At 59.5% G+C, this 20622-nt stretch carries 16 protein-coding genes; 6 read left to right on the top strand and 10 right to left on the bottom strand.

The window, feature by feature from the left end; translation table 11 throughout:
* Positions 1 to 5 precede the first annotated feature (5 nt).
* Positions 6 to 671, bottom strand: a complete 666-nt coding sequence (locus RDA78_RS03205) for a hypothetical protein (RefSeq protein WP_434053923.1) — start codon at positions 669 to 671, stop codon at positions 6 to 8.
* A gap of 26 nt (positions 672 to 697) precedes the next feature.
* Positions 698 to 2107, bottom strand: a complete 1410-nt coding sequence (locus RDA78_RS03200) for an FAD-binding oxidoreductase (protein WP_434053922.1) — start codon at positions 2105 to 2107, stop codon at positions 698 to 700.
* Positions 2108 to 2272: 165 nt separating this feature from the next.
* Here RDA78_RS03200 and RDA78_RS03195 point away from each other — a divergent pair, with 165 nt between their 5' ends.
* Positions 2273 to 3007 (top strand): winged helix-turn-helix transcriptional regulator, encoded by a 735-nt coding sequence (locus RDA78_RS03195; protein WP_434053921.1) that lies wholly within the window; start codon positions 2273 to 2275, stop codon positions 3005 to 3007.
* Positions 3008 to 3242: 235 nt separating this feature from the next.
* On the opposite strand, the gene RDA78_RS03190 is transcribed toward RDA78_RS03195, so the two are convergent.
* Complete coding sequence (locus RDA78_RS03190; RefSeq protein ID WP_434053920.1) at positions 3243 to 5366, bottom strand: TRAP transporter permease; 2124 nt, start codon at positions 5364 to 5366, stop codon at positions 3243 to 3245.
* Between the two features lie 87 nt (positions 5367 to 5453).
* Positions 5454 to 6470: a TAXI family TRAP transporter solute-binding subunit gene (locus RDA78_RS03185; protein WP_434053919.1), complete on the bottom strand. Its 1017-nt coding sequence runs from the start codon at positions 6468 to 6470 to the stop codon at positions 5454 to 5456.
* 728 nt (positions 6471 to 7198) lie between these two features.
* Between RDA78_RS03185 and panC the strand changes: the two genes are divergently transcribed.
* The 3 genes from panC (at position 7199) to RDA78_RS03170 (ending at position 10014) form a co-directional block, all read left to right on the top strand.
* Positions 7199 to 8050, top strand: coding sequence for a pantoate--beta-alanine ligase (gene panC / locus RDA78_RS03180; RefSeq protein ID WP_434053918.1), 852 nt, complete (start codon positions 7199 to 7201; stop codon positions 8048 to 8050).
* 16 nt (positions 8051 to 8066) lie between these two features.
* Positions 8067 to 8876, top strand: coding sequence for a 3-methyl-2-oxobutanoate hydroxymethyltransferase (panB, locus tag RDA78_RS03175; RefSeq protein ID WP_434053917.1), 810 nt, complete (start codon positions 8067 to 8069; stop codon positions 8874 to 8876).
* 70 nt (positions 8877 to 8946) lie between these two features.
* On the top strand, positions 8947 to 10014 hold the full coding sequence (locus tag RDA78_RS03170; protein ID WP_434053916.1) for a bifunctional transcriptional activator/DNA repair enzyme AdaA: 1068 nt from the start codon (positions 8947 to 8949) through the stop codon (positions 10012 to 10014).
* Between the two features lie 634 nt (positions 10015 to 10648).
* Here the strand turns inward: RDA78_RS03170 and RDA78_RS03165 are convergent.
* Positions 10649 to 11842, bottom strand: a complete 1194-nt coding sequence (locus RDA78_RS03165; RefSeq protein ID WP_434053915.1) for a DegT/DnrJ/EryC1/StrS family aminotransferase — start codon at positions 11840 to 11842, stop codon at positions 10649 to 10651.
* Between the two features lie 455 nt (positions 11843 to 12297).
* Between RDA78_RS03165 and RDA78_RS03160 the strand changes: the two genes are divergently transcribed.
* Positions 12298 to 12420, top strand: coding sequence for a hypothetical protein (locus tag RDA78_RS03160; protein ID WP_319385547.1), 123 nt, complete (start codon positions 12298 to 12300; stop codon positions 12418 to 12420).
* Positions 12421 to 12489: 69 nt separating this feature from the next.
* Here RDA78_RS03160 and RDA78_RS03155 read toward each other — a convergent pair whose 3' ends face one another.
* From RDA78_RS03155 to RDA78_RS03135, 5 genes are all read right to left on the bottom strand, one after another.
* Positions 12490 to 14142 carry an ABC transporter ATP-binding protein gene (locus RDA78_RS03155; RefSeq protein WP_434053914.1) on the bottom strand — a complete coding sequence of 551 codons (1653 nt, stop codon included), beginning with the start codon at positions 14140 to 14142 and terminating at the stop codon, positions 12490 to 12492.
* A 2-nt stretch (positions 14143 to 14144) separates the two neighbouring features.
* A complete protein-coding gene (locus RDA78_RS03150) occupies positions 14145 to 15209 on the bottom strand; it encodes an ABC transporter permease (RefSeq protein ID WP_336623432.1) in 1065 nt (354 codons plus the stop codon).
* 10 nt (positions 15210 to 15219) lie between these two features.
* Positions 15220 to 16176, bottom strand: a complete 957-nt coding sequence (locus RDA78_RS03145; protein WP_319385550.1) for an ABC transporter permease — start codon at positions 16174 to 16176, stop codon at positions 15220 to 15222.
* A 179-nt stretch (positions 16177 to 16355) separates the two neighbouring features.
* Positions 16356 to 17966 carry an ABC transporter substrate-binding protein gene (locus tag RDA78_RS03140; protein ID WP_434053913.1) on the bottom strand — a complete coding sequence of 537 codons (1611 nt, stop codon included), beginning with the start codon at positions 17964 to 17966 and terminating at the stop codon, positions 16356 to 16358.
* Between the two features lie 385 nt (positions 17967 to 18351).
* Complete coding sequence (locus RDA78_RS03135; protein WP_434053912.1) at positions 18352 to 18741, bottom strand: CoA transferase; 390 nt, start codon at positions 18739 to 18741, stop codon at positions 18352 to 18354.
* Between the two features lie 307 nt (positions 18742 to 19048).
* Here RDA78_RS03135 and RDA78_RS03130 point away from each other — a divergent pair, with 307 nt between their 5' ends.
* The gene (locus RDA78_RS03130) at positions 19049 to 20596 is read left to right on the top strand and encodes a trimethylamine methyltransferase family protein (RefSeq protein ID WP_434053911.1); all 1548 of its coding nucleotides are present in this window, start codon (positions 19049 to 19051) and stop codon (positions 20594 to 20596) included.
* Positions 20597 to 20622: the final 26 nt, after the last annotated feature.

Here is a 20622-nt window from a genome sequence, read left to right as displayed (position 1 = left end):
GGCGCTCATTTTCCCTTGGACGCCGTCGCCGTGAAAATGGCGTCCTGGATCAGGCGGCAGGCGTTGGGGCCGACCGTTCCGTCGGCTTTCGCCGTGTCGGGAAATGGAGGGGGCAGACTGTCGTCTCGGCAGCCCCCGCGGTAGCTCGTGAGCATGGCGGCTGCGATGTCCGGGATCAGCGGACCATGGTCGTTCAGCACCAGGTGGATCTCGCTTTCCTGCGGCGCGTCGAAGCTCTGGTCGTACCAGCCGCCGAATACGCTGCCTGCGGGCAGATAGGCGGCAAACTCCGCATGCCCGTCAGGAGCGTTGACCGCGCCATCGGCATAAACGATCTGCGTGCCGACCTCCGCGGCTCTGCCGATGACGTCTTCGGCGGTGCACGGTGTTGCCGAGCAGTTTTCCGGCCGCGTCATGATCACCCACCAAGCCGTTGTGACGTGGCCGGGAACGAGTTCGGCCGTGCGCAGAGTCATTGTCGCCCCGCTGGCTGTACGCGACAGACGGGCCTCGGAACCCTTGATCGGCTTGGCCGGTTGCTCGGCTGTTGCCATGTGTTCGACGGTTCGTGCGACCATCGCTCCGTCGGCGGCATGGGTTCCTGTTGCGAGGACGGCCAGGCCGGCTGTGGTGAGGAAGGCCTGCCGGACAATTCTGGAAGCGTTCATCATCGTTTGGTCCTTTCAAGCGTGGGTCTTTAGCGGGAAAGAGGTGCGCGCGGCCCGGTGGAAAGGGATTGAGGCGCGATATTCTGGTTGAACCTGAAAAGGTTGGCCGGATCGTACTTGCGCTTGATCGCAGCAAGCCGGGCAAGATTGCCGCCATAGGCACGCCGGGCGCTGCCTTCGGGCTCGGCAATGAAGTTGACGTAGGAACCCGGCACGGCGTGCTCCGTGATCCTGTCTGAAACGTGCCTCAGCCAGCCGATCATTTCAGCGTCGTCTGTCTCTTCGGTCCAGCGGGCACCCGGCGTCGTCATGAACGGGATCTGCCGGTGTGGGAAAGCCGTGGCGTCGTCACTTTTGTCGGCAATTGCACCGCCAAGAAGGCAGATCAAAAGCTCCGATTCCGGGGTTGGCAGGCCGGGTGCCAGGTCGACCAGCAGATCAATCAATTGGGATTTCAGGGTGTCATGGTTGTGCGCGCGCCAGTAATTGCGTGCGCCGAAGTCATAGGCGGCATCAAGAAAACCCTGCGCCTCCGTATAGGGCCTTGGAGCAAATGCACTGCCGAGCGGTTCGGCACCGGCGTAGAGAGCGTGCAGATCAGCCCGTGCTTCTTCCGCAGTGCCCGCATGAAACTGCATCAGCGTCAGAACCTTGGTCCCGTGAACGCTCTCAGGCAGAACCGGCACCGGTGGCGCAGTCATGAGATTTGCCCAAACGCAGGCTTTGCGTGGCAGGGAAGGGGCGTGTTGCGCGTATGCGGAAAGGACTTCTCGCGCGTCCTCAAGGGCAAAAAAGGTCGGTCCGAAGCATACATCGGGGCCCACGGGATGCAGCCGGAATGTGAATTCCGTAACGACACCGAAATTGCCGCCGCCACCGCGAAGTGCCCAGAACAGATCGGCGTGTTCGGTCTGCGAGCAGATTGCGATCGTGCCGTCCGCCAGGACGATCTCTGCCGAGAGCAGGTTGTCGATGGCAAGTCCGTGAAGGCGCGCCAGCCATCCGAAACCGCCCCCGAGAGTCAGTCCGGCAACCCCGGTCGAGGAGACGACGCCGCCCGGCACCGCAAGGCCCCGGGCCTGTGCGGCTGCATCAAGCTCGGCCCACGTCGCCCCGCCACCGGCGCGCGCAATGCAATGTTCGGCGTCGATCTCGACCTGTTTCAGATTGGACATGTCGATCATGAGCGCGCCGTCGGCAACGGCAGAGCCGGCAATGTTGTGGCCACCGCCCTTGACGCAGATATCAAGCCCGCAAGCAGCAGCGGTCTTCACTGCGTTGCGGACATCATCGCTATCCCCAGCAACCACGATTACAGCCGGGGAGCGATCGATCGAGGCGTTCCAGACCTGTCGTCGCTGCTCGTAACCGGCGTCGCCGGGAAAGACGGCAACAGGGCCGAGGCGTTCCGCAAGCCTGGGATTGAGTAAGTCGTCCATACCGTCATCCGCTGTCCGTTGGGTGTTTATGATTGCGACAGCGTGCCGGGAATTGCAGGCGCGAAAAACTCAAGAATGTGCAGTAACTCCAGATTCTGGAGTTGTCCGGCTTCAGGCGCCGCCGTACTCTTTTGCGGAACTGACGCCAGATGTGAGGAGTGCCGGATGCCGTATAAGGGTTATGGACAGTACTGCCCGCTTGCCTTGGCTGCAGAGGTCCTTTGCGAACGTTGGACCCTGCTTGTCATCAGCCGGGTGATTGATGGCTGCACGCGTTTCAATGAAATTCACCGTGGAGTTCCCAAGATCTCCGCGACGCTGCTGAGTCAGCGTTTGTCGAGCCTCGAACACGCGGGCCTGATCACGCGCCGCGCGCTCGACAACGGGCGCGGCTTTGCCTACGAGCTCACCGACGCCGGGCGGGATCTCGATCCGATCATCATGAGCCTGGCGGTCTGGGGCCAGAAGTGGTCCCGGGACATGGAAACGGAAGATCTCGACCCCGCCTTCCTCGCCTGGAGCATGCACACGAGGCTGAACGTGGAGGCGATGCCCGACAAACGGATCGTGATGGAATTCGCGTTTTCCGGCACCCACAAGGGCTTCAGCCGCTTCTGGCTGGTGGTGGAGGACGGTGAGGTCGACATGTGCCTGAAATATCCGGGCTTTGAAGAGGACCTGTCGATCTCGTCCAATATCAGGCGGTTTGTCGAAGCCTGGCGCGGCATGCGTGATCTGCGCAGCGAAATCGCAAACGGGCATATCACCGTCGTCGGGCAGGAAAAGTACCGGCGCGCCCTGCCGGACTGGCTGATGCTCAGCGCGCTTTCGAGCTTCCCCAGACAAACGGGTGCCGAGGCGGACCTGGACGGGGACGGAAAGGTCGCACAGGCGGGCTGACGAAGCTCTTGTCAGGGTTTCTGCGGTGCGTGTCTGAATGCGTTTTGAAACGCCACCGGACCCGGCGACACGCGCGCTGCAATCCGTTCACTTTCCGAGCCGGATCTCTTTGCCGAACCTTGCCCGGCCCTGTGCTGATGTCGCGACTGCGAAGAAGATGCACCCCGGCTCTGAAACGGCTGCGTGCAAGCGACCCCACTGGTCGCTGTTGCAAAGAGTGCCGGTATTGATGCACTCAGGCTGCGGACGAAAGCGGCGTCTCGCGCCGCGATTTCAGCCAGAGACCCGCTCCCAGTAGAATGCCGATCACATCGGTCCGCCAGTCCCCCGAAATCATGCAGAGTGCTGCTCCAAGCAACAGAACGCGCCAGATAGGTCCAAGCGGACCCATCAGGTAACCCTGCACGGCGCCTGACAGGAAGTAGACACCAATGATCGCGGTTATGGCGTTGCGGATGATCTCGAGCCAGCCCGCCTCCATCAGAAGACCGGGGCTGTAGAAGAACATGTAAGGCACGATGAAAGCGGCAAGACCGACACGAAATGCGGTCACGGAGGTGCGCATCGGTTCGGCCCCGGCAATCGCCGCGCCCGCATAGGCGGCGAGCGCCACCGGCGGTGTGATCGCCGAGACGACCGCGAAATAGAAGACGAAGAAATGCGCGATCAACGGCTCGATCCCGAGTTCGATCAAGCCGGGGGCCACGACTGAAGCGGCGACCGCATAGGCCGCTGTGGTTGGCATTCCCATGCCCAGAATGATCGAGATGATCATCGCGAAAATGAGCGCAAGCAGCTTGCTTGTTTCGGCCAGTTCGAAAAGAAGTGATGAAAACCGCGCACCAACGCCGGTCAGTGAGATCACGCCCACGATAATGCCTGCGGTCGCACAAACCGAAATGATCTGGATTGACATTTGCGAGGCATTGCGCAGCGCCTCGATGATCTCACGGGGCCCCATCTTGAAGGGGGTCAGCCAGCTCACAACAGCGGCGGAAGCAATCGCGAGCGTCCCGGCGCGGATCACCGAATAACCGAGGAACAGGGAGCCCACGAGAATGATGATCGGCAGGAACAGGAAGGCCTGCTTCGCCAGGTTCCGGAACTTCGGCACCTCTTCATTTGTCATGCCGCGCATGCCAAGCCTGCGCGCCTCGAAATCGACCATGAAGTAAATGGACACGAAATAAAGCACGGCTGGAATGAGCGCGGCGATCACGAGCTCGGTGTAGGGAATGCCTGTGATTTCGGCCATGATAAACGCACCGGCACCCATGATAGGCGGCATGATCTGGCCTCCGGTGGACGCAGCGGCTTCAATCGCGCCGGCCGATTGCGGCCGGTAGCCGACACGTCTCATCAGCGGAATCGTCAGCGAGCCGGTCGACACAACGTTACCCGCCGAGGTGCCGTTGATCATGCCCATCAGACCTGACGCAAACACCGCGACCTTGGCGGGCCCCCCGCGCGCACGGCCTGCCGTGGCAAAGGCGAGGTTCACGAAATAGTCGCCGACCTTGGAGCTTTGCAGGAAGGCCGCGAAAATGATGAAGAGGATAATGTAGGTCGACGACACCGCCGTCGTCGGGCCGAGAATGCCGTTGTCCGTGAAGACGTAACTGAAGAACCGTTTTGCATCGTAGCCACGATGTTCCAGGAAGCCGGGAAGCCAGGGGCCGAGAAAGGAGTAGGTGACAAATACAGTCGCGATGACGACGAGCGCCATGCCGGCGACACGCCGTGTGAGTTCCAGCATCAGTGCCATGGCAACGAAGGCCGCCCAGGCATTTTGCGGGTCGGCGAAGGGAGTGCCTGCCCGAAGTCTCAGATTAAGCGCATCAAGACTGAGCGCGATGAAGCCGGTCGACGCGATGCTGGCCAATATGAGCACCCAGTCGATCGGTGAAACGGATCCATCCCTGCCGCGCAAAAACCAGCCGGCAAAAATGGCAAGCATGGTTCCCGAGCCGAGCGCTATCCCGAAATACGCGAAAGTCGTGTCGGGATTTTGAACCGTGCCGCTGTTCCAGTACTGGCTTACGCCATAGGCGGTGAGAGCGAACGCGTAGAGAACGGGTAGTCCGGCGAGAACCGCGATAATCCACTGCAGTTTGTCGTTGCGCCAGCGCTTGTTGATGCCCGCAACCACACTTGGCAGAGCGAACCCCAGGACAAGCGCACCCAAGATGTGGAGAATGCGAAAGAGCCAGGTTTCAAGCGGCGCAATGTTCAGGCTGTAGAGGTGCCAAGCGGCGTAGAGCACACACAAAAGGCCGAACACGTTTCCTTGCCAGCCTTCAAGGCCGGTATGAGCGTCGCGATCGACGCTGGCGGAGATGGGCTCGGATGGTTCTGACATGGCGGCAGGGTCTCAAAGGTTCGCGCACGGAGCCCGGGCCGCGATTGCGGCCCGGGCCTTTTCCAACCAGCGAAAGGAGAGCGGAAATCAGCCGCCCAGAGCTGGATCGATCTCGAATCCGTTTTCCTTGAACCAGCGTACAGCGCCTGGATGCCAGGGAATGAACGCGTTCTTGTCGTAGTTTTCAGGAAGCGTTTCGATGGCAGCCTTGTGAATGTCGAGCATCTTCGGATTGTTGCTCATCACGGTGTCAACAACTGCGTAAACGAAATCATCCGGCAGGTCGGCGCGGGCAATTGCAAAGTTCCACATGGAAACGCTTGCATGGTCTTCTCCTTGCGACGGATAGGTGTCCGCCGGGATTGTGAAGAGTGAAACCGGATGGTCCTCGGCGATTTTTTTCGCCTGCTCTTCGGTCATGCCGAAAAAGTTCACATCCGCCTGGGCTTCTACCTGCGAGAAAGCCGGGAAGGGAACGCCTGCCGCCCAGGTATAAACGTCGATCAAGCCGTCCTGCAGTTGCCCGGCCAGGTCGGCTGCACCACCATGTTGGGCGTCGACATTCTTGCCGAGTGTTTCAAAGAAACGAGGCCAGTATGTGCCGGGCGTGCCGCCAACCGGGCCGAAGCCCACTGTCGCGCCGTCAGGTATCGCTTCAAGACTATCGATGCCGGAGCTTTTCAGCGTCATCACATGAAACGCGGTCTTGTACATCGGGAAAATCGCCCTGATGTTATCGTGCTTCAGACCGGGGGCGAGCGCACTTTCACCATTGATCGCATCAAAGGCGGGACCCATTGTGACCATACCGAAATCGAGATCGCCGGTTTGCACCAGCGCCGCGTTCTGTACCGGTCCGGCCGTTACTTCAGCGCCACCTGGAATGCCAAGTGCGTCGGCAACCATATTGGTCCAGCCCGACCCATAGACGAAATAGGTTCCGCCCTGGCTTGCAGTGCCTACGGAAAAGCTGGTCGGCCAGTCACTGCGGTCTTGCGCCAGTGCTGCCGGGGCGAGAAAACTCGCGGTGAGTGCCGCGGCCAGTGTCGCCGGCACTCGTTTTGAAAAAAGGCTCAATAAACCTGTCACGCTATTTGAAACCATCGTATTCCTCCTCAGATCAAGACGACCTACATCTTGTTCGTTCAAAGAGTCTCAGTTGCATGTCCAGCGATGCTTGGAGTCTTTGGAAAATCAAATTGAGCAGAAATTCCGATAATCAATGTCCGGCGCGATAACATTTTAGACAGGACTTGCCTTTTGTGCATCAAAGCAATCGCGTGCAGCTATGAGCCGGGATTACGAGAGCGCGGAACGGAGATGTTGAGCAGCTTAGGTGATGGACCCACAAATGAGACTGAAATGGCATGCGAAATGGCGAAATTCCGTCAGGAAGGGTGTGCGGAGCGGGCTTTCTGCCCGGTCAAGCACGCTGACGCCACGGGGTGAAGCCATTTCCATGTCCTTCGGATTTGATCGGCTTGCGCCTCCTCGGCGTTGCGAAAGGCTTGAAAATGAAGGACATTTCCTGCGCTTCCGCGCCTTGACGAGAAGCAAGCCGCCTCAAACCATTTCGGCCTCATTTGTGGGTCCGTCACCTGGTGTGCTTTTCAAAGGGCGTTTGAAATTGCGCGTTCAAGTCAAATATCCGCTTCAGTTTTCGTGAAGAACAGACTTGGTTCAAACCGTCGGCACGTCGTTCTTTTCTGCATGTTGCCCACGGGTGGTCTGCGTTCCCTGCTTTGGTTACTGGACCTCTGTCTTTCGTGCGCTTATGTTGCACCTGCGAAGAAGATGCACCCCGGCTGGAACCGGGGGGTAGGAGGACGAGGATGATAGTCTGCCGGACCAAGGCGGAGATGCGGGCCACCGTGTGCGATTGGCGCGCGGACCGGGCGACGGTCGGACTGGTGCCGACCATGGGGTATCTTCACGAAGGGCATCTCGGTCTCGTTCGGATGGCGCGTGAAACCGCGGATCGCACCGTCGCCAGCATTTTCGTCAATCCGACCCAGTTCGGCGTCAACGAGGACCTCGACACCTACCCGCGCGACGAAGCAAGAGACCTGGCTCTCCTGGAACAGAAAGGTGTCGATTCGGTCTTTCTCCCCGGCGTTGAGGAAATGTACCGGCCAGGCGAACCCGCCTATGTCGACGTTCCGGAGCTGTCCGGCATCTTGCAGGGCGCGCTGCGCCCGTGCCACTTCCGCGGTGTTTCAACGGTCGTGACAAAACTGTTCAACATCGTCACGCCCGATCTCGCCATATTCGGCGAAAAAGACTACCAGCAGCTCACGCTGATCCGGCAAATGGTGCGCGATCTGGACATGCCGCTTGAGATCCGCGGTCACCCGACCGTGCGCGAGCCCGATGGTCTCGCCATGTCCTCCAGGAATGTGCGCCTGCGGCCCGATCACCGGCAAGAAGCGGTCGCGCTGAACGAAGCGCTCGACAGGGCCGTGGTTGTGGCGAAGACGGGTCCTTCGATTGCGGATCTTGAGACGGCGGTCAGATCACGTCTGGAGGGTTCGCCATCGGCGACAATTGAAAGCATCGACATCCGCGATGCCGACACGCTTGAAGAGGTGTCCGGCACCTTGGATCGCCGCGTCGTCATCTTGCTCGCAGTCCGTTATGACACCGTGCTGCTGATCGATCAGCGTGTCGTCGCGCCGCCAAATTGAAATATAAGGACATCAGATGAGCGCCCAGAAACCTGTCCGCCGGATGACGGCCCCCCAGATCGCAAAGCGCAAGGGCGGCGAGCCGATCGTCTCCCTGACATCCTACCACGCGCATACCGCGTCCATCGTCGACACCTACGCCGACTTCATCCTGGTCGGTGACAGCCTCGGCATGGTCATGCATGGCATGGAATCGACGGTGGGCGTGTCGCTCGACCTGATGATCATGCATGGCAAGGCGGTCGTCAGGGGGACAAAAACGGCCCTCGTTGTCGTGGACATGCCCTTTGGCAGCTATGAGGAAAGCCCTGCGGAGGCCTTTCGAAATGCGGCGCGGGTCATGAAGGAAACCCAGTGCGGTGCGGTCAAGCTGGAAGGCGGCGTGCGCATGGCCGAAACCATCCGTTTCCTGACCGATCGCGGCGTCCCGGTGATGGCGCATATCGGCCTCACGCCGCAGTCTGTGCACGTCATGGGCGGGTTCAAGACGCAAGGACGGCAACAGGATGACTGGGACCAGCATTTCGAGGATGCACGCGCGGTAACCGAGGCGGGCGCTTTCGCGGTTGTCCTGGAAGGCATGGTGGAGCCGCTCGCGGCCCAGATCACCGGGGAAATCCCGATACCCACCATCGGCATCGGGGCATCCGCCGAGTGCGACGGCCAGATCCTCGTGCTGGAGGATATGCTGGGGCTCAATCCGGCACCGCCGAAATTCGTCAAGGTATACGGCAATCTCGGCGGCCAGATCGAGGCGGCGGTCAAGGCCTACGCGAACGAGGTCAAGGAGCGGAGTTTCCCGGCAGAGGACCAGGTCTACCGTTGATTTGCCGGTTGACAGAATAAACGCCCGATTTCCGGCTGCATCGGTTTCACGGACGGCCTATGGTCATTCCATGCTGATGATCCGACCTGACTTCGATACGCTCTATGAAGCGCTGCTCAATCGCGATCCGTCCTATGACGGGCGCGTCTTCGTCTGTGTAGCTTCCACGGGCATCTTCTGCCGGCTGACCTGTCCGGCGCGTAAGCCGAAACGGGAAAACTGTACCTTCCATGAAACCGTCGGCGAATGCATTGATGCCGGTTTTCGTCCGTGCAAGCGCTGCAAGCCGACGACACCGGAGGCGAGCGCGGACCCGGTCGTCAAACCGCTGATCGAGGCGCTTGAAAAGCGGCCAGGCTATCGGTGGGGTGAGCCCGATATCGTCAGGATGGGGCTGGACCCATCGACGGTGCGCCGCGCTTTCAAGCGGCATTTCGGCATGACCTTTCTGGAAATGGCACGCCAGCGCCGCCTGCAGGAAGGCTTCTCGACGCTAGCCGAGGGCGGCAAGGTGATCGATGCCCAGATCACGGCCGGATTTGAATCGCCGAGTGCGTTCCGCGAGGCCTTCGCGAAAATTCTCGGGCAGGCGCCCGGCACCTTTTCCGACGACCCGCTGCTGGTTGCCGACTGGGTGTCATCGCCGCTCGGTCCGCTGATTGCCGTCGCCGACAAAACGCAGTTGCATCTTCTGGAATTCCTGGACCGCAGGGCCCTGCCGGCCGAGTTCAGGAAGCTGCTGAGATTTGCAAAGGGAAGGATCGGCTTCGGACGGACCATGGTTACTGATCAGATCCAGGAAGAACTGGATCGTTTCTTTGCCGGCAAATCAGGTGTCTTTGAAACCCCTCTCGCCCTGCATGGTTCCACCTTCACCAAGGACGTTTGGCGGGAGTTGATCAAGATCCCGGCAGGCCGAACCAGAAGCTACTCCGATCTCGCCAATGAACTCGGTCGGCCGTCGGCTGTTCGGGCGGTGGCACGCGCCAACGGAGCAAACCAGATCGCGATTGTCGTGCCCTGTCACCGCGTGCTCGGAGCGGACGGTTCGCTCACCGGATATGGCGGCGGTCTCTGGCGCAAGCAGCGATTGATCGAGCTGGAACGGAGTTATGCGGCCACCGATCAGGCGTCCTAGAGTGCGCCGCGCTGCTGTCAGGACTAGAAGGTTCGACCTAGTTTATTCACTCAAAAAGGCATGATCCCAACGAGCACCAATTCGGTATATTCGAAGTTGTTGTCAACTCATTGTCGCGATTTCGTCTCTTGCTCTTGCGTGCTCACTTGGCAGAGCGTGCGTTGCCGAGGCGTCAGGGCATGGATTGCAGGGTCGAGCCCTGCAATGACGGGCGGCGAGTGACGTTTTCCGGAGACAGCCCGACCTACACTGGTCATGCCATGGCTTGACCATGGCATCCATGCCGTTTCGTTTCCACTTGGCAGGGCGTGCGGTTTTGGCTGGTCAGGGCATGGATTGCAGGGTCGAGCCCTGCAATGACGGACGGCAGGTGATGTTTTCCGGAGACAGCCCGACCTACACTGGTCATGCCATGGCTTGACCATGGCATCCATGCCGTTTCGTTTCCATCCGGCAGGGCGTGCGGTTTTGGTTGGTCAGGGCATGGATTGCCGGATCAACTCCGGCAACCGCGGCCGGAGCTCTTTCGAGACGGGTCATGACAGTGGTATCCTGTTCATGCCTCGGATTGTTTGCGGGCGTGCTGTCACCAGAGGCCCAATCAACTCTCCCGGCGGGAGAGGGGACTTTCGCTTCACGGAACTCGGCCAAGCTCCTCCACGATGATGGTTCCGATCGTGTCGCAGTCCTCTTCGGTGAAGCTCAACGGGACGCGCAGGTCCATGATCCGTCTGAGGATCGCGATGGTTCCCGGCAGCGATTGCTCCGGTGCGTATGTCCAGCTGTCGAACCGGCTGGTGAAGCCGACCGGATTGGCATCGCCGAACCATTTCAGCTCAACCCCGCGCTTCTTGCAGGCCTCCACGAAGGATCGGCAGGTCTCGTCTGTCCATTCTGGGACGAGAAACTGGAAGGACGAGCCCACATAAAGTTCCTTGTCCGGGCGGTTCGGAACGGTTGCGTTGGCGGCGGAGCGCAGCTTCGCTTCAAGGATCTTGTAGCGCCGGTTCCAGCGGTTGATGTTCCGGTCAAGGTGCGGCAGTTGCGGCCGCAGGATCGCGGCCCGCAGATTGTCCATGCGCGAGGAACAGTTTGGGTTTTCGAATCTTGATGTTTCGAAGGCGTCTGTGTCGGGACGAGCCAGATGTTTCTCGAACAGCATGTAGGAGCCGGACAGGATCACGGCCTTCGCCATGAAGTCGGGATCATCCGTCGTCAGCAGACCGCCTTCACCGCTGTTGAGATGCTTGTAGGTCTGCGTGCTGAAGCAGGCCGCTTTGCCGTAGTTGCCGCTTTTGACGCCATTCCATTCAGCACCCATCGTGTGGGCGCAGTCTTCGAGCAGCAACACGCCGTGGTTTTCAAGAAGCGCGCAAAGCGCATCCATGTCGGCGAGATGCCCGCGCATATGCGAGAGCAGCAGCACCTTCGCGGTGCTTGCCTTGATCTTGGCTTCAAGATCGCTCAGGGCGATGGTCAGGTCCGCCGTGGTTTCGATGAATACCGGCACCGCACCCACGGCCGCGATCGCACCGGGGACGGGCGCGAGCGTGAAGGCATTCGTCAGGACGGCGTCTCCGGTCTGAACGCCTGCAGCCCGCAGCGCGATCTGCATGGCGGTTCCACCGGATGTGGTTGCGAGGCAGTACTTCGCGCCCTGGTAGACAGCATATTCATTTTCCCAGAGCGCCGTGTCCCCGTCTTCACCGTCAACTGTGTTGTACCGGTGCAAACGCCCGGTTTCCAGAACGCGTGCCGCTTCCGCGATCGCTTCGGTAGATATCGGTTCTTGCTGCGTGAACGGTTTATTGAAAACCAAAACGGACATGGCATCAGCTCTCCGGAAGCGCCCCGTGTTCTCATAAGAAACGGCAAACGCACATCATCGTCAGCCTCGCACTTTGGCAGGCTTTTGAAGGATTGTCTTGCAAAGGATTGTCAACACGCCTGCGCTTCTCGCCGTCTGTTTCTGGCCAACCGGTGAGAACGCATTAAGGAGCGAGCCGCGAGCGCGATAAGGCTGGAAACGGGCGTTCCGAACCAGGATGCGGTGTGTTGCCATACGGTGCCTTGGGAATGCCGGGAAATCTTCACAAAACGCATGAAGAAACGCCATGTTTGCAAGAGCTAAGCGTTTCATGAATAAGTCACGGGTCAGATATGCAGAAATAGACGTGCGATTCTCAGTATCGATGCATTGAATTCTTAACTTCTGTCGATTAAGTGTCCGAATAAGTTGAAACGCCATCATTCTGGACGATGTTCAGGCAGAAGGAGGTCGCGATGACCCGTGATGATCTAATTCGCGAGTACAGAGAGCACAGCGGATCCTGGCAGGGTCTCGTCGGTGTTTACGCCGTGATTGTTGGCGTTATGGCTCTGTCCGGCTATCTGATGGTCGGCTGACCGCACCGTAAATCGTGCGCAAAGAAAAACCCCGGGATGAAAATCCCGGGGTTTTCTCTTGTTTGTAAATCAGACGTTGGCCGCTTCGCCGATTGAATCCGTGCCTCTTTCTTCAAGCAGCGTCGTCAGCCAGTTCGGATCCATTTCCGGAACCGACGACAGCAGGAGGTCCGTGTACGGGTGATGGGGCGGGGTGAACATCTTGTCCTTCGGCCCCTGTTCGACAACCTTGCCCTTTTGCATCACCACCACTTCGTCGGCAATTGACCGGACGGTTGCCAGATCGTGGGTGATGAACATGTAGGCGAGGTTCAGGTCTTGCTGCAGCTTGTCCAACAGCTTCAGGATTCCCTCCGCGACAAGCTGGTCGAGCGCACTCGTCACCTCGTCGCAGATGATAAAGGAGGGTTCGGCCGCAAGCGCGCGGGCGATACCGACACGTTGCTTCTGACCGCCCGACAGCTCTGGCGGGAACCGGTTGTAGAACTTCGCCGGATCCAGTTCGATCAGGTCGAGCAGTTCGTCGACGCGGTTTTTCAGTTCGGCGCCATGAAGGTTGCCGTAGAACTGTGCCGGCCGGCCGATGATCTCGCTGATGCGGATCTTGGGGTTCAGCGCGGTATCGGCCATCTGGTAGATCATCTGCGCCTGGCGGAGCTGATCCTTGCTTCTGTCCTGGTACCTCTGCGGAAGGGCTTCTCCGTTGAACAGGATTTCGCCCTTGGTCGGCGGCAGCAGTCCGGTGATACAGCGGGCCGTTGTCGACTTGCCTGACCCTGACTCGCCCACAACCGCAACGGTCATGCCCGCATAGATATCGAAAGAGACATCATCGAGGACCTGCACCTTGCCATAGGCGGCATCCACATTCTTGACCGAGATGATCGGCACGGCATCGGCAGCTGTCGGCCGGTCTTTCTGCGGCCGCTTGAAGCTGCGGACTGCCCAAAGGCTCTTTGTGTAGTCCTCGCTGGGGGAATCCAGCATCTGCTCCGTGGGCGCTTCCTCGACTTCCTCGCCTTTGAGCAGCACCTTGATCGTGTCTGCCATCTGCGCAACCACGGCAAGGTCATGGGTGATATAGATCGCCGCGGTGTTGAACTGGTCGACAATGTCCCGGATCGCGGCCAGAACCTCGATCTGGGTGGTCACGTCCAGGGCGGTTGTCGGCTCATCGAAGATGATGAGGTCGGGACGGCATGCCATCGCCATGGCGGTCATCGCGCGCTGCAGCTGTCCGCCCGACACCTGGTGCGGGTAGCGGAACCCGATTTCGTTCGGATTGGGCAGACGCAGGCGATGATAAAGCTCCATCGCATCTTCCTGCGCTTCGACGCGCTTCTGGATGCGGTATTGGATCGGAGCTTCCGTGTGCTGGTCGATAATCCGGTGCGCCGGGTTGAACGAGGCCGCCGCCGATTGCGCGACATAGGCAATGCGCGATCCGCGCAGCGCCCTAAGGTCGCTTTCCGGCGTCGTGGTCAGCTCCATGCCGTCGAACTCGATGGAGCCGCCGGAAATCCGGCAGCCGTCTCGCGCGAACCCCATGGAGGCAAGCCCTATGGTGGACTTGCCGGCGCCCGACTCCCCGATCAGGCCGAGGACTTCCCCCTTGTGCAGGGTCAGGTCGACACCGTGAACGATTTCGACCCATTGCTCGTCGGAATAACCCTCGATCCGAAGGTCCTTGACTTCAAGAAGGACTTCTTTCCTTGGGACCATGATCAAACCTCCTTCAGGCCGGAGGACCGGAACAGCATCCAGTCGACGACGAAGTTGACCGCAACCGTCAGCAGCGCGATGGCTGCAGCCGGGATCAGCGGTGTGAGTTCACCAAACGAAATCAGCGTTGCGTTCTCGCGTACCATCGATCCCCAGTCCGCGGTCGGCGGCTGAATGCCGAGACCCAGGAACGAAAGACCGGCGATGAGCAGGAACACGAAGCAGAATTCGAGACCGAATTCCGCGATCAGCGGTGCGGTCGAATTCGGCAGGATTTCCTTGCGGATCAGGTACCAGGTTCCTTCTCCGCGCAGCTTGGCGGCTTCGATATAGTCCATCACCACCACGTTGCCGGCGACGGCTCGCGTCAGGCGGAACACCCGCGGCGAATAGATCAGCGCGATCACCACGACGATCACGACGAGGCTGGTGCCGAAGATACTCAGCATCAGCAGCGCGAAGATCAGCGACGGGATCGACATGATCACGTCGGCCGCACGGCCCATGAACTGGTCGAACCAGCCACCTTTCGTGGCGGCGAGCAACCCGGCCAGCGCACCGGCGATGAACGCAAGTGCTGTGGCCAGCAGGGCAAGGCCGACGGTGTTGCGCGCGCCATAGATGATCCGGCTGAACATGTCACGCCCGAGCTGGTCGGCACCGAGAAGCATGTTCTCGTCCGCAGGCGCAAAGGCCGAGGAAATAACTTCCGCCTCGCCGAAGGGGGCGATCACGGGTGCGAAGATCCCTGCAATTGCATAGGTGAAAATCACGAACATGCCGAAGGCGGCCGTCAGCGGTGCGGTCCTGAGTTCCTTCGCGACACCATCGGGAGCGATGATGATCAGGAACTCGCGGAACGCGTAGGAGACACCTGCGGCGAGTGCGAGCAGGCCTGCCGCAATCGTGATGAAGCGCAACGCCGGTACGCCGCCGATGATCCCGGTTACGAAGGAGATCAGCGTCAGCGAAAAGATCAGCAGGAAGATCTGCCGTTGCTTGAAATACGCTGCCAGGCACGAGGCCCCAATCAGCAGCGCATAATATCCGATAACGAATGAATTCATGTCGCTGCCCTCACTTCGGATGCCGCAAACGCGGGTTTGTCAAGATGGATCCGACATCTGCTGCAAGGTTGAGCAGAATGAAGGTCGCAGCGAAAATGAGACAGCACGCCTGAACGATCGGGAAGTCGCGTTTCGACACCGCGTCGACCAGCAACTGTCCGATGCCCGGATAGACGAACACCACCTCGACCAGGACAACACCGGTGATGAGGTAGGCCAGGTTCAGGGCGACAACGTTGATGATCGGCGCCCACGCGTTCGGCAGGGCGTGTTTGACGATGACCTTCCACGCCGGCACGCCTTTCAGGCGGGCCATTTCGATGTAAGGCGATGCCAGCAGGTTGATGATCGCGGCCCTTGTCATGCGCATCATATGCGCGGTCACGACCAGAACCAGCGTCAGCGCGGGCAGGAAGGTCCTGTGCAGCAATTCACCGAAACTCATGTCTGAGCTGAGACTGGCGATTGCAGGGAAGTAGTTTGTCTTCACGGCCAGATAGAGGATCAGGATGTAGCCGAGAAAGAACTCCGGGGAACTGATCGACGTCAGGGTGACGACGTTGGCGACCCGGTCAAACAGCGTGTTGCGCAGAAGCGCGACGATGACGCCGAGAATGATCGAGATCGGAACCGCGATGACGGCCGCGTAGCAAGCCAGGAAAAGCGTGTTGATGAAGCGGTCGCTGATCGCTTCACTGACCCGTTCACCCGAAATGAGCGATACGCCGAAGTCGCCGGTCACGGCACCGCCGAGCCATTGGAAATAGCGGAAGATCGCGGGCTGATCGAGGCCCATTTTCTCACGCAAGGCAGCAACGGTTTCAGGTGTGGCGGCCTGCCCAAGAACGGCCTGGGCAATGTCGCCCGGCAGCAGCTCGACCGCGAAGAAAATCAGGATTGAGATCACGAGAAGCGTGACCACACCTAAGCCAAGTCTCTTTAGGACCAGCTGTAGGATGTCCCCCATTTAACCCTCCAGAATTAAGACGCCCGGCACCCCAGGTAACCGGATTTGTGTCAGGCGCGGATCCCGAATGGGTCCTCAATTTGTCTTTGTAAGGTGCCCGACAGTCTAGGACGGAACCGGCCGGTGAAAGACGGTTCCAAGCGAATTGCGGCGGACAGTGTCCGCCGCAACATCTTAAATCAGCCTTCGAACCACCAGCGGTGTGTTCCCCTTCCGCCGTCGGTTTCCCAGGATGCGGAAACGCTCGGGCCGTGCTTGACGTTCTTGCGGCGCGCATAGACAAAGTTGACGAACATCGGAATGACCGTGCCGCCGTCGTCGCGGGCCAGCATGCACATTTCGTGGTACATCTCGGCACGACGGGTTTCGTCCAGCTCCGCTTTCGCCTGAAGCAGAAGCTCGTTGAAGCGCGGGTTCTTCCAGTGCGCTTCGTTCCAGGCGGCATCGTCCTTGTAAGCGAGCGTGAACATGTTGTCGGGGGTCGGGCGTGCGCCCCACTTCACGAACACCCATGGCTTCTTGAGCCAGACATCCGACCAGTAGCCGTCATTGGCTTCGCGCACCGGCTTGATATCGATGCCCGCTTTCTTGGCCTGCTCGGAATAAAGCACGATCATGTCGACCGCACCCGGCAGCACGCTGTCCGCGGCAGACAGGCTCACCGAGAGGTTTTCCATGCCTGCCTGCTTCAGGTGCCATTTCGCTTTTTCCGGATCGTATGTCCGCTGCGGAATGTCGGACGGGAAGTAAGGCATGTTCGGCGACACGTGGAAGTCGTTGCCCGGGATGCCGGTGCCGAACACGATCTTCTCAACGATCTCTTCGCGGTCGATCGCAAGCTTCAGGGCCATGCGGACGTCGACATTGTCGAACGGTGCGACGTCGCAGAACATCGGCAGGGTGATCGCCGAGCCGGAAGGAATGTTGTCGACCTCTACGTCAGGATGACGCTGCAGAAGGGCCATGGTTTTCAGATCGACAGACGAAATCGCATCGACGTCGCCGGTAACAAGAGCGGTCTGACGTGCGTTCGGGTCGTTCAGAACGGTCATGTCGATGCGGTCGAACCAGGCACCTTCGCGGTGCCAGCCGTCATGACGGACCAGCGACGTGCCGATGCCGAACTCGTTCTTCTCGATCTTGTAAGGACCGGCGCCGACACCGCTCTCCCAATCGACCGTGCCGTCGTCGTTTGCCGGCAGCATGACAAGGTGATAGTCGGTCATGATCCACGGCAGATCCGCGAAGCCCTGGCTCAGTTCGATCACGATGTGCTTGTCGCCATCGACCTTGATGTCGACGACACTGTCGAGAAGGGCCTTGGCTGCGGATGTCGACTTTTCACCGCGGTGATGGTTGAGCGACGCGACCGCGTCGTTGGCCGTGAACTTGCGTCCGTCGTGGAACGTGGCATCCGTGTCCAGTTCGAACGTCCAGGTCTTGGCGTCCGGGCTTGCTTCCCAACCGACGGCCATATCCGGACCAAGTCCGTTTTCTTCCGTGATTTCAGTCAGGTAGCTTCGGTGCGTGTGCGCCAGCTGGATTGAATAGACACTCTGATAGGTGCCTGGATCATGGTTGTCGCTGGTGTTGCCGTCGTGAACGCCGTAGCGGAACGTTCCACCGCGTTTCGGCTGCGCTTTTGCCTGAGACGTCCAAAGACCGGTCGCCGTTGATGCCGTCACACCGGCAAGCATCGAATATTGCAGGAATTCACGTTTCGAGATGCCGCCCGAGCGGGCCGCCTTCTCAAGATTGTTCATCAGCTCTGGATTTTTTGATTTTGTCATACTTACTTCCCTTCAGGATCGGTGCCAGACGCAAGGCCGGCGAAACTCCCACATACAGCTTCTTCATTTTTCCGGTATTTGCAAAGCTCATATGCGACATTTAATCAGCAAAACACGAACACCGCCGATTCCGCTACCCTTTTGATAAAATTCTTTCTTCCTCATTTTGGAATTTGTCGAACACCATTTTTTCGAGTGAGCGCACAGAATTTGACCAGTTGCTTCATTTTCGGGCGGCGAAGTGGCGAATGATCGGCTCTTTCGCTGCAAATATTATTGAATACTTGGGAAACATCTGGCAACACGATAGATATTACCTTTTTTTAACGTTCAAGTCGTGAACCGGCCAAGCTTCCGGGGTCGGGGCCAAATAATTCCGGTGGACTTACAGGGTTCTTGCGTCTCGACACTCTCTTTCCAGGGTTTGTGAACTGGCCGGATAGATCACTCTTGTAAAGTTGTCGTGAAGTGGTTGATGATCGATCTTTCTGTCATTCGGGCAAAACCTCATCGGCCGGAACGCACCGGCACTCCCGGCTGCACTCAGGGCGTTAGTCTCTTTATCTTGCTGCCAATGTCGGTCGAGGGTTCGAGCGTCTGCGCGCTTGCCGCGTGACAGCATGTCGAACGCCGGATCTCGCCAGTGCGGGCCGCCGGGCGGGTCGATCCGGATGACCTCGGCACCCAGATCGGCGAGCTTCATTCCCACAAGCGGACCTGCCAGATAATGCCCGAAATCGAGCACCCTGATGTGCGAAAGCGGCCGATTTTGCACGGATGCACACTCCGAGTTTGGTTCTCTGACCGACCAGACTATGTGAACCGCCAGAAAAAATTGGTCCCATTCAGCTAAAAATCATTTTCAAACGGCCAACCCCGCCATGCAGGAGAGACCTGTTTTCTTGCAGGCACGCATGTTGCGTTCGAACGCGCCGCGACCTTCACCTGGCCGCCACCCGGTGTCCAGCAGATCAAATCGCGGCGAAATGTCGGAAAATGCGGACCCTGTTCGGTTTCGGGCAGGAAAAGCGCGGGCATAAAGAGCAGTCTGAGGTCCCAACAGACAGAGTTCGGAGATGTTTATGAGTGTCGCAGTTCGCAGCCGCAGTGGCGGCCGTGCAGGCCGAAGGGCCCTTCGCACCGCTCCCGACCACGAAATGCTTCCCGGCCTGACTCGGAACCTGCCGCTGTGCGAACCGCTCGACGACGACCAGATCCGCAAGCTCGACGATGCGTCCATGTCGATCCTTGAGGACGTCGGCATCATATTCCGTGATCCGATCGCACTGGACGACTGGAAGAAGGCCGGAGCAAAGGTTGACGGTGAACGGGTTTATCTCGATCGCGGCCACGTGCGAGAACTGATCAAGACCATTCCGTCAAGCTTCACCTATCACGCACGCAATCCGAAAAAGAACGTACCGCTCGGCGGCAACCGGACCATCTTCGTGCCGATGACCGGCGCCCCTTTCCTGCGCGATCTGGACGACGTCCGCCGCAACCCGACGCTGGAAGATCTGGCGATGTTCCACAAGCTGAGCCACATGCTGCCGGCGATCCATTCCAGCGCACACCACATCGTCGAACCCTACGACCACCCCATCAGCCACCGTCATCTGCGCATCACCTATTCGTCGATGAAACACTCCGACAAGACGTTCATGGGCATGACCACGAGCCCGAAGAACGCCGAGGACGTCATCGAGATGTGCGCGATCCTTTTCGGAGAAGACTATCTGGAAGACCACCCGGTCACGACCGGCAACTGCAACGGCAACTCGCCGCTGGTCTGGGACGAGACCATGCTCGGGGCGATGCGTGCCTTTTCAAGGCGGAACCAGCCGGTCCTGTGCTCGCCTTTCGTGCTCGGCGGTGCCAACACACCGGCATCCGTCGTTCCCGCGGTCGCCCAGCTGAACGCGGAAGCCCTGAGCGCGCTTGCCTATACGCAGGTCATCCGCAAGGGCGCCCCGGCGATCTACGGGCACTATCTCTCGACAGTCTCGATGAAGTCCGGCGCCCCGATGGCAGGCACGCCCGAGATCAGCCTGATGAATTTCCTGATCGGCCAGCTTGCCAGGTTTTATGACGTTCCCTGGCGCACCTCAGGGTCGCTTGGCGGCGCCAAGACCTTCGATGCCCAGGCCGGCTATGAAAGCGCAACGACGTTGAACGCGGTCATCCATGCAGGCGCGAACTACGTCTGGCACACAGCCGGCTGGAACGAGGCGGGCATGCATTGTTCCGTCGCCAAGTTCATTGTCGATGCAGAGCAGACAGCGATGGTCTACCGCATGGCAGAGGGCCCGCGATGGGATGATTTCGACGAAGCACTCGCCGCGGTTCGCGATGTCGGCCCGGGTGGTCACTACCTCGGGCACCCGCATACGCAGGAAAATTTCCAGCGCGCGTTTTTCATGCCGGAAATGTTCGACAACAATTCAATCGAGCAATGGAAGGCTGAAGGCGAGGTGGAGATTACCGAACGTGCGCTGAAACAGGCCCGGAAGCTGCTGTCCGAGTACCAGGAACCGAAGCTGGATGAAGCACGCAACGAGGCGCTGCTTGACTATATCGCCCGCCGTGAACGGGAAATCCCGGCGGAAGACGCCCTGAACCAGGACTATTGATGGCCTTGCGGAATTGTGTTCGCGTC

The organism is Roseibium sp. (genome assembly GCF_051016195.1).
GTDB lineage: Bacteria > Pseudomonadota > Alphaproteobacteria > Rhizobiales > Stappiaceae > Roseibium.
The sequence above is the reverse complement of the archived record's forward strand: the minus strand, read 5'-3'. Positions and strand labels throughout refer to the sequence as shown.

Excerpts from the sequence above, each read along its gene's own strand:
- RDA78_RS03205 (WP_434053923.1), bottom strand. The coding sequence starts at position 671 with ATGATGAACGCTTCCAGAATTGTCCGGCAGGCCTTCCTCACCACAGCC.
- RDA78_RS03200 (WP_434053922.1), bottom strand. The coding sequence starts at position 2,107 with ATGGACGACTTACTCAATCCCAGGCTTGCGGAACGCCTCGGCCCTGTT.
- RDA78_RS03195 (WP_434053921.1), top strand. The coding sequence starts at position 2,273 with ATGCCGTATAAGGGTTATGGACAGTACTGCCCGCTTGCCTTGGCTGCA.
- RDA78_RS03190 (WP_434053920.1), bottom strand. The coding sequence starts at position 5,366 with ATGTCAGAACCATCCGAGCCCATCTCCGCCAGCGTCGATCGCGACGCT.
- RDA78_RS03185 (WP_434053919.1), bottom strand. The coding sequence starts at position 6,470 with ATGGTTTCAAATAGCGTGACAGGTTTATTGAGCCTTTTTTCAAAACGA.
- panC (WP_434053918.1), top strand. The coding sequence starts at position 7,199 with ATGATAGTCTGCCGGACCAAGGCGGAGATGCGGGCCACCGTGTGCGAT.
- panB (WP_434053917.1), top strand. The coding sequence starts at position 8,067 with ATGAGCGCCCAGAAACCTGTCCGCCGGATGACGGCCCCCCAGATCGCA.
- RDA78_RS03170 (WP_434053916.1), top strand. The coding sequence starts at position 8,947 with ATGCTGATGATCCGACCTGACTTCGATACGCTCTATGAAGCGCTGCTC.
- RDA78_RS03165 (WP_434053915.1), bottom strand. The coding sequence starts at position 11,842 with ATGTCCGTTTTGGTTTTCAATAAACCGTTCACGCAGCAAGAACCGATA.
- RDA78_RS03160 (WP_319385547.1), top strand. The coding sequence starts at position 12,298 with ATGACCCGTGATGATCTAATTCGCGAGTACAGAGAGCACAGCGGATCC.
- RDA78_RS03155 (WP_434053914.1), bottom strand. The coding sequence starts at position 14,142 with ATGGTCCCAAGGAAAGAAGTCCTTCTTGAAGTCAAGGACCTTCGGATC.
- RDA78_RS03150 (WP_336623432.1), bottom strand. The coding sequence starts at position 15,209 with ATGAATTCATTCGTTATCGGATATTATGCGCTGCTGATTGGGGCCTCG.
- RDA78_RS03145 (WP_319385550.1), bottom strand. The coding sequence starts at position 16,176 with ATGGGGGACATCCTACAGCTGGTCCTAAAGAGACTTGGCTTAGGTGTG.
- RDA78_RS03140 (WP_434053913.1), bottom strand. The coding sequence starts at position 17,966 with ATGACAAAATCAAAAAATCCAGAGCTGATGAACAATCTTGAGAAGGCG.
- RDA78_RS03130 (WP_434053911.1), top strand. The coding sequence starts at position 19,049 with ATGAGTGTCGCAGTTCGCAGCCGCAGTGGCGGCCGTGCAGGCCGAAGG.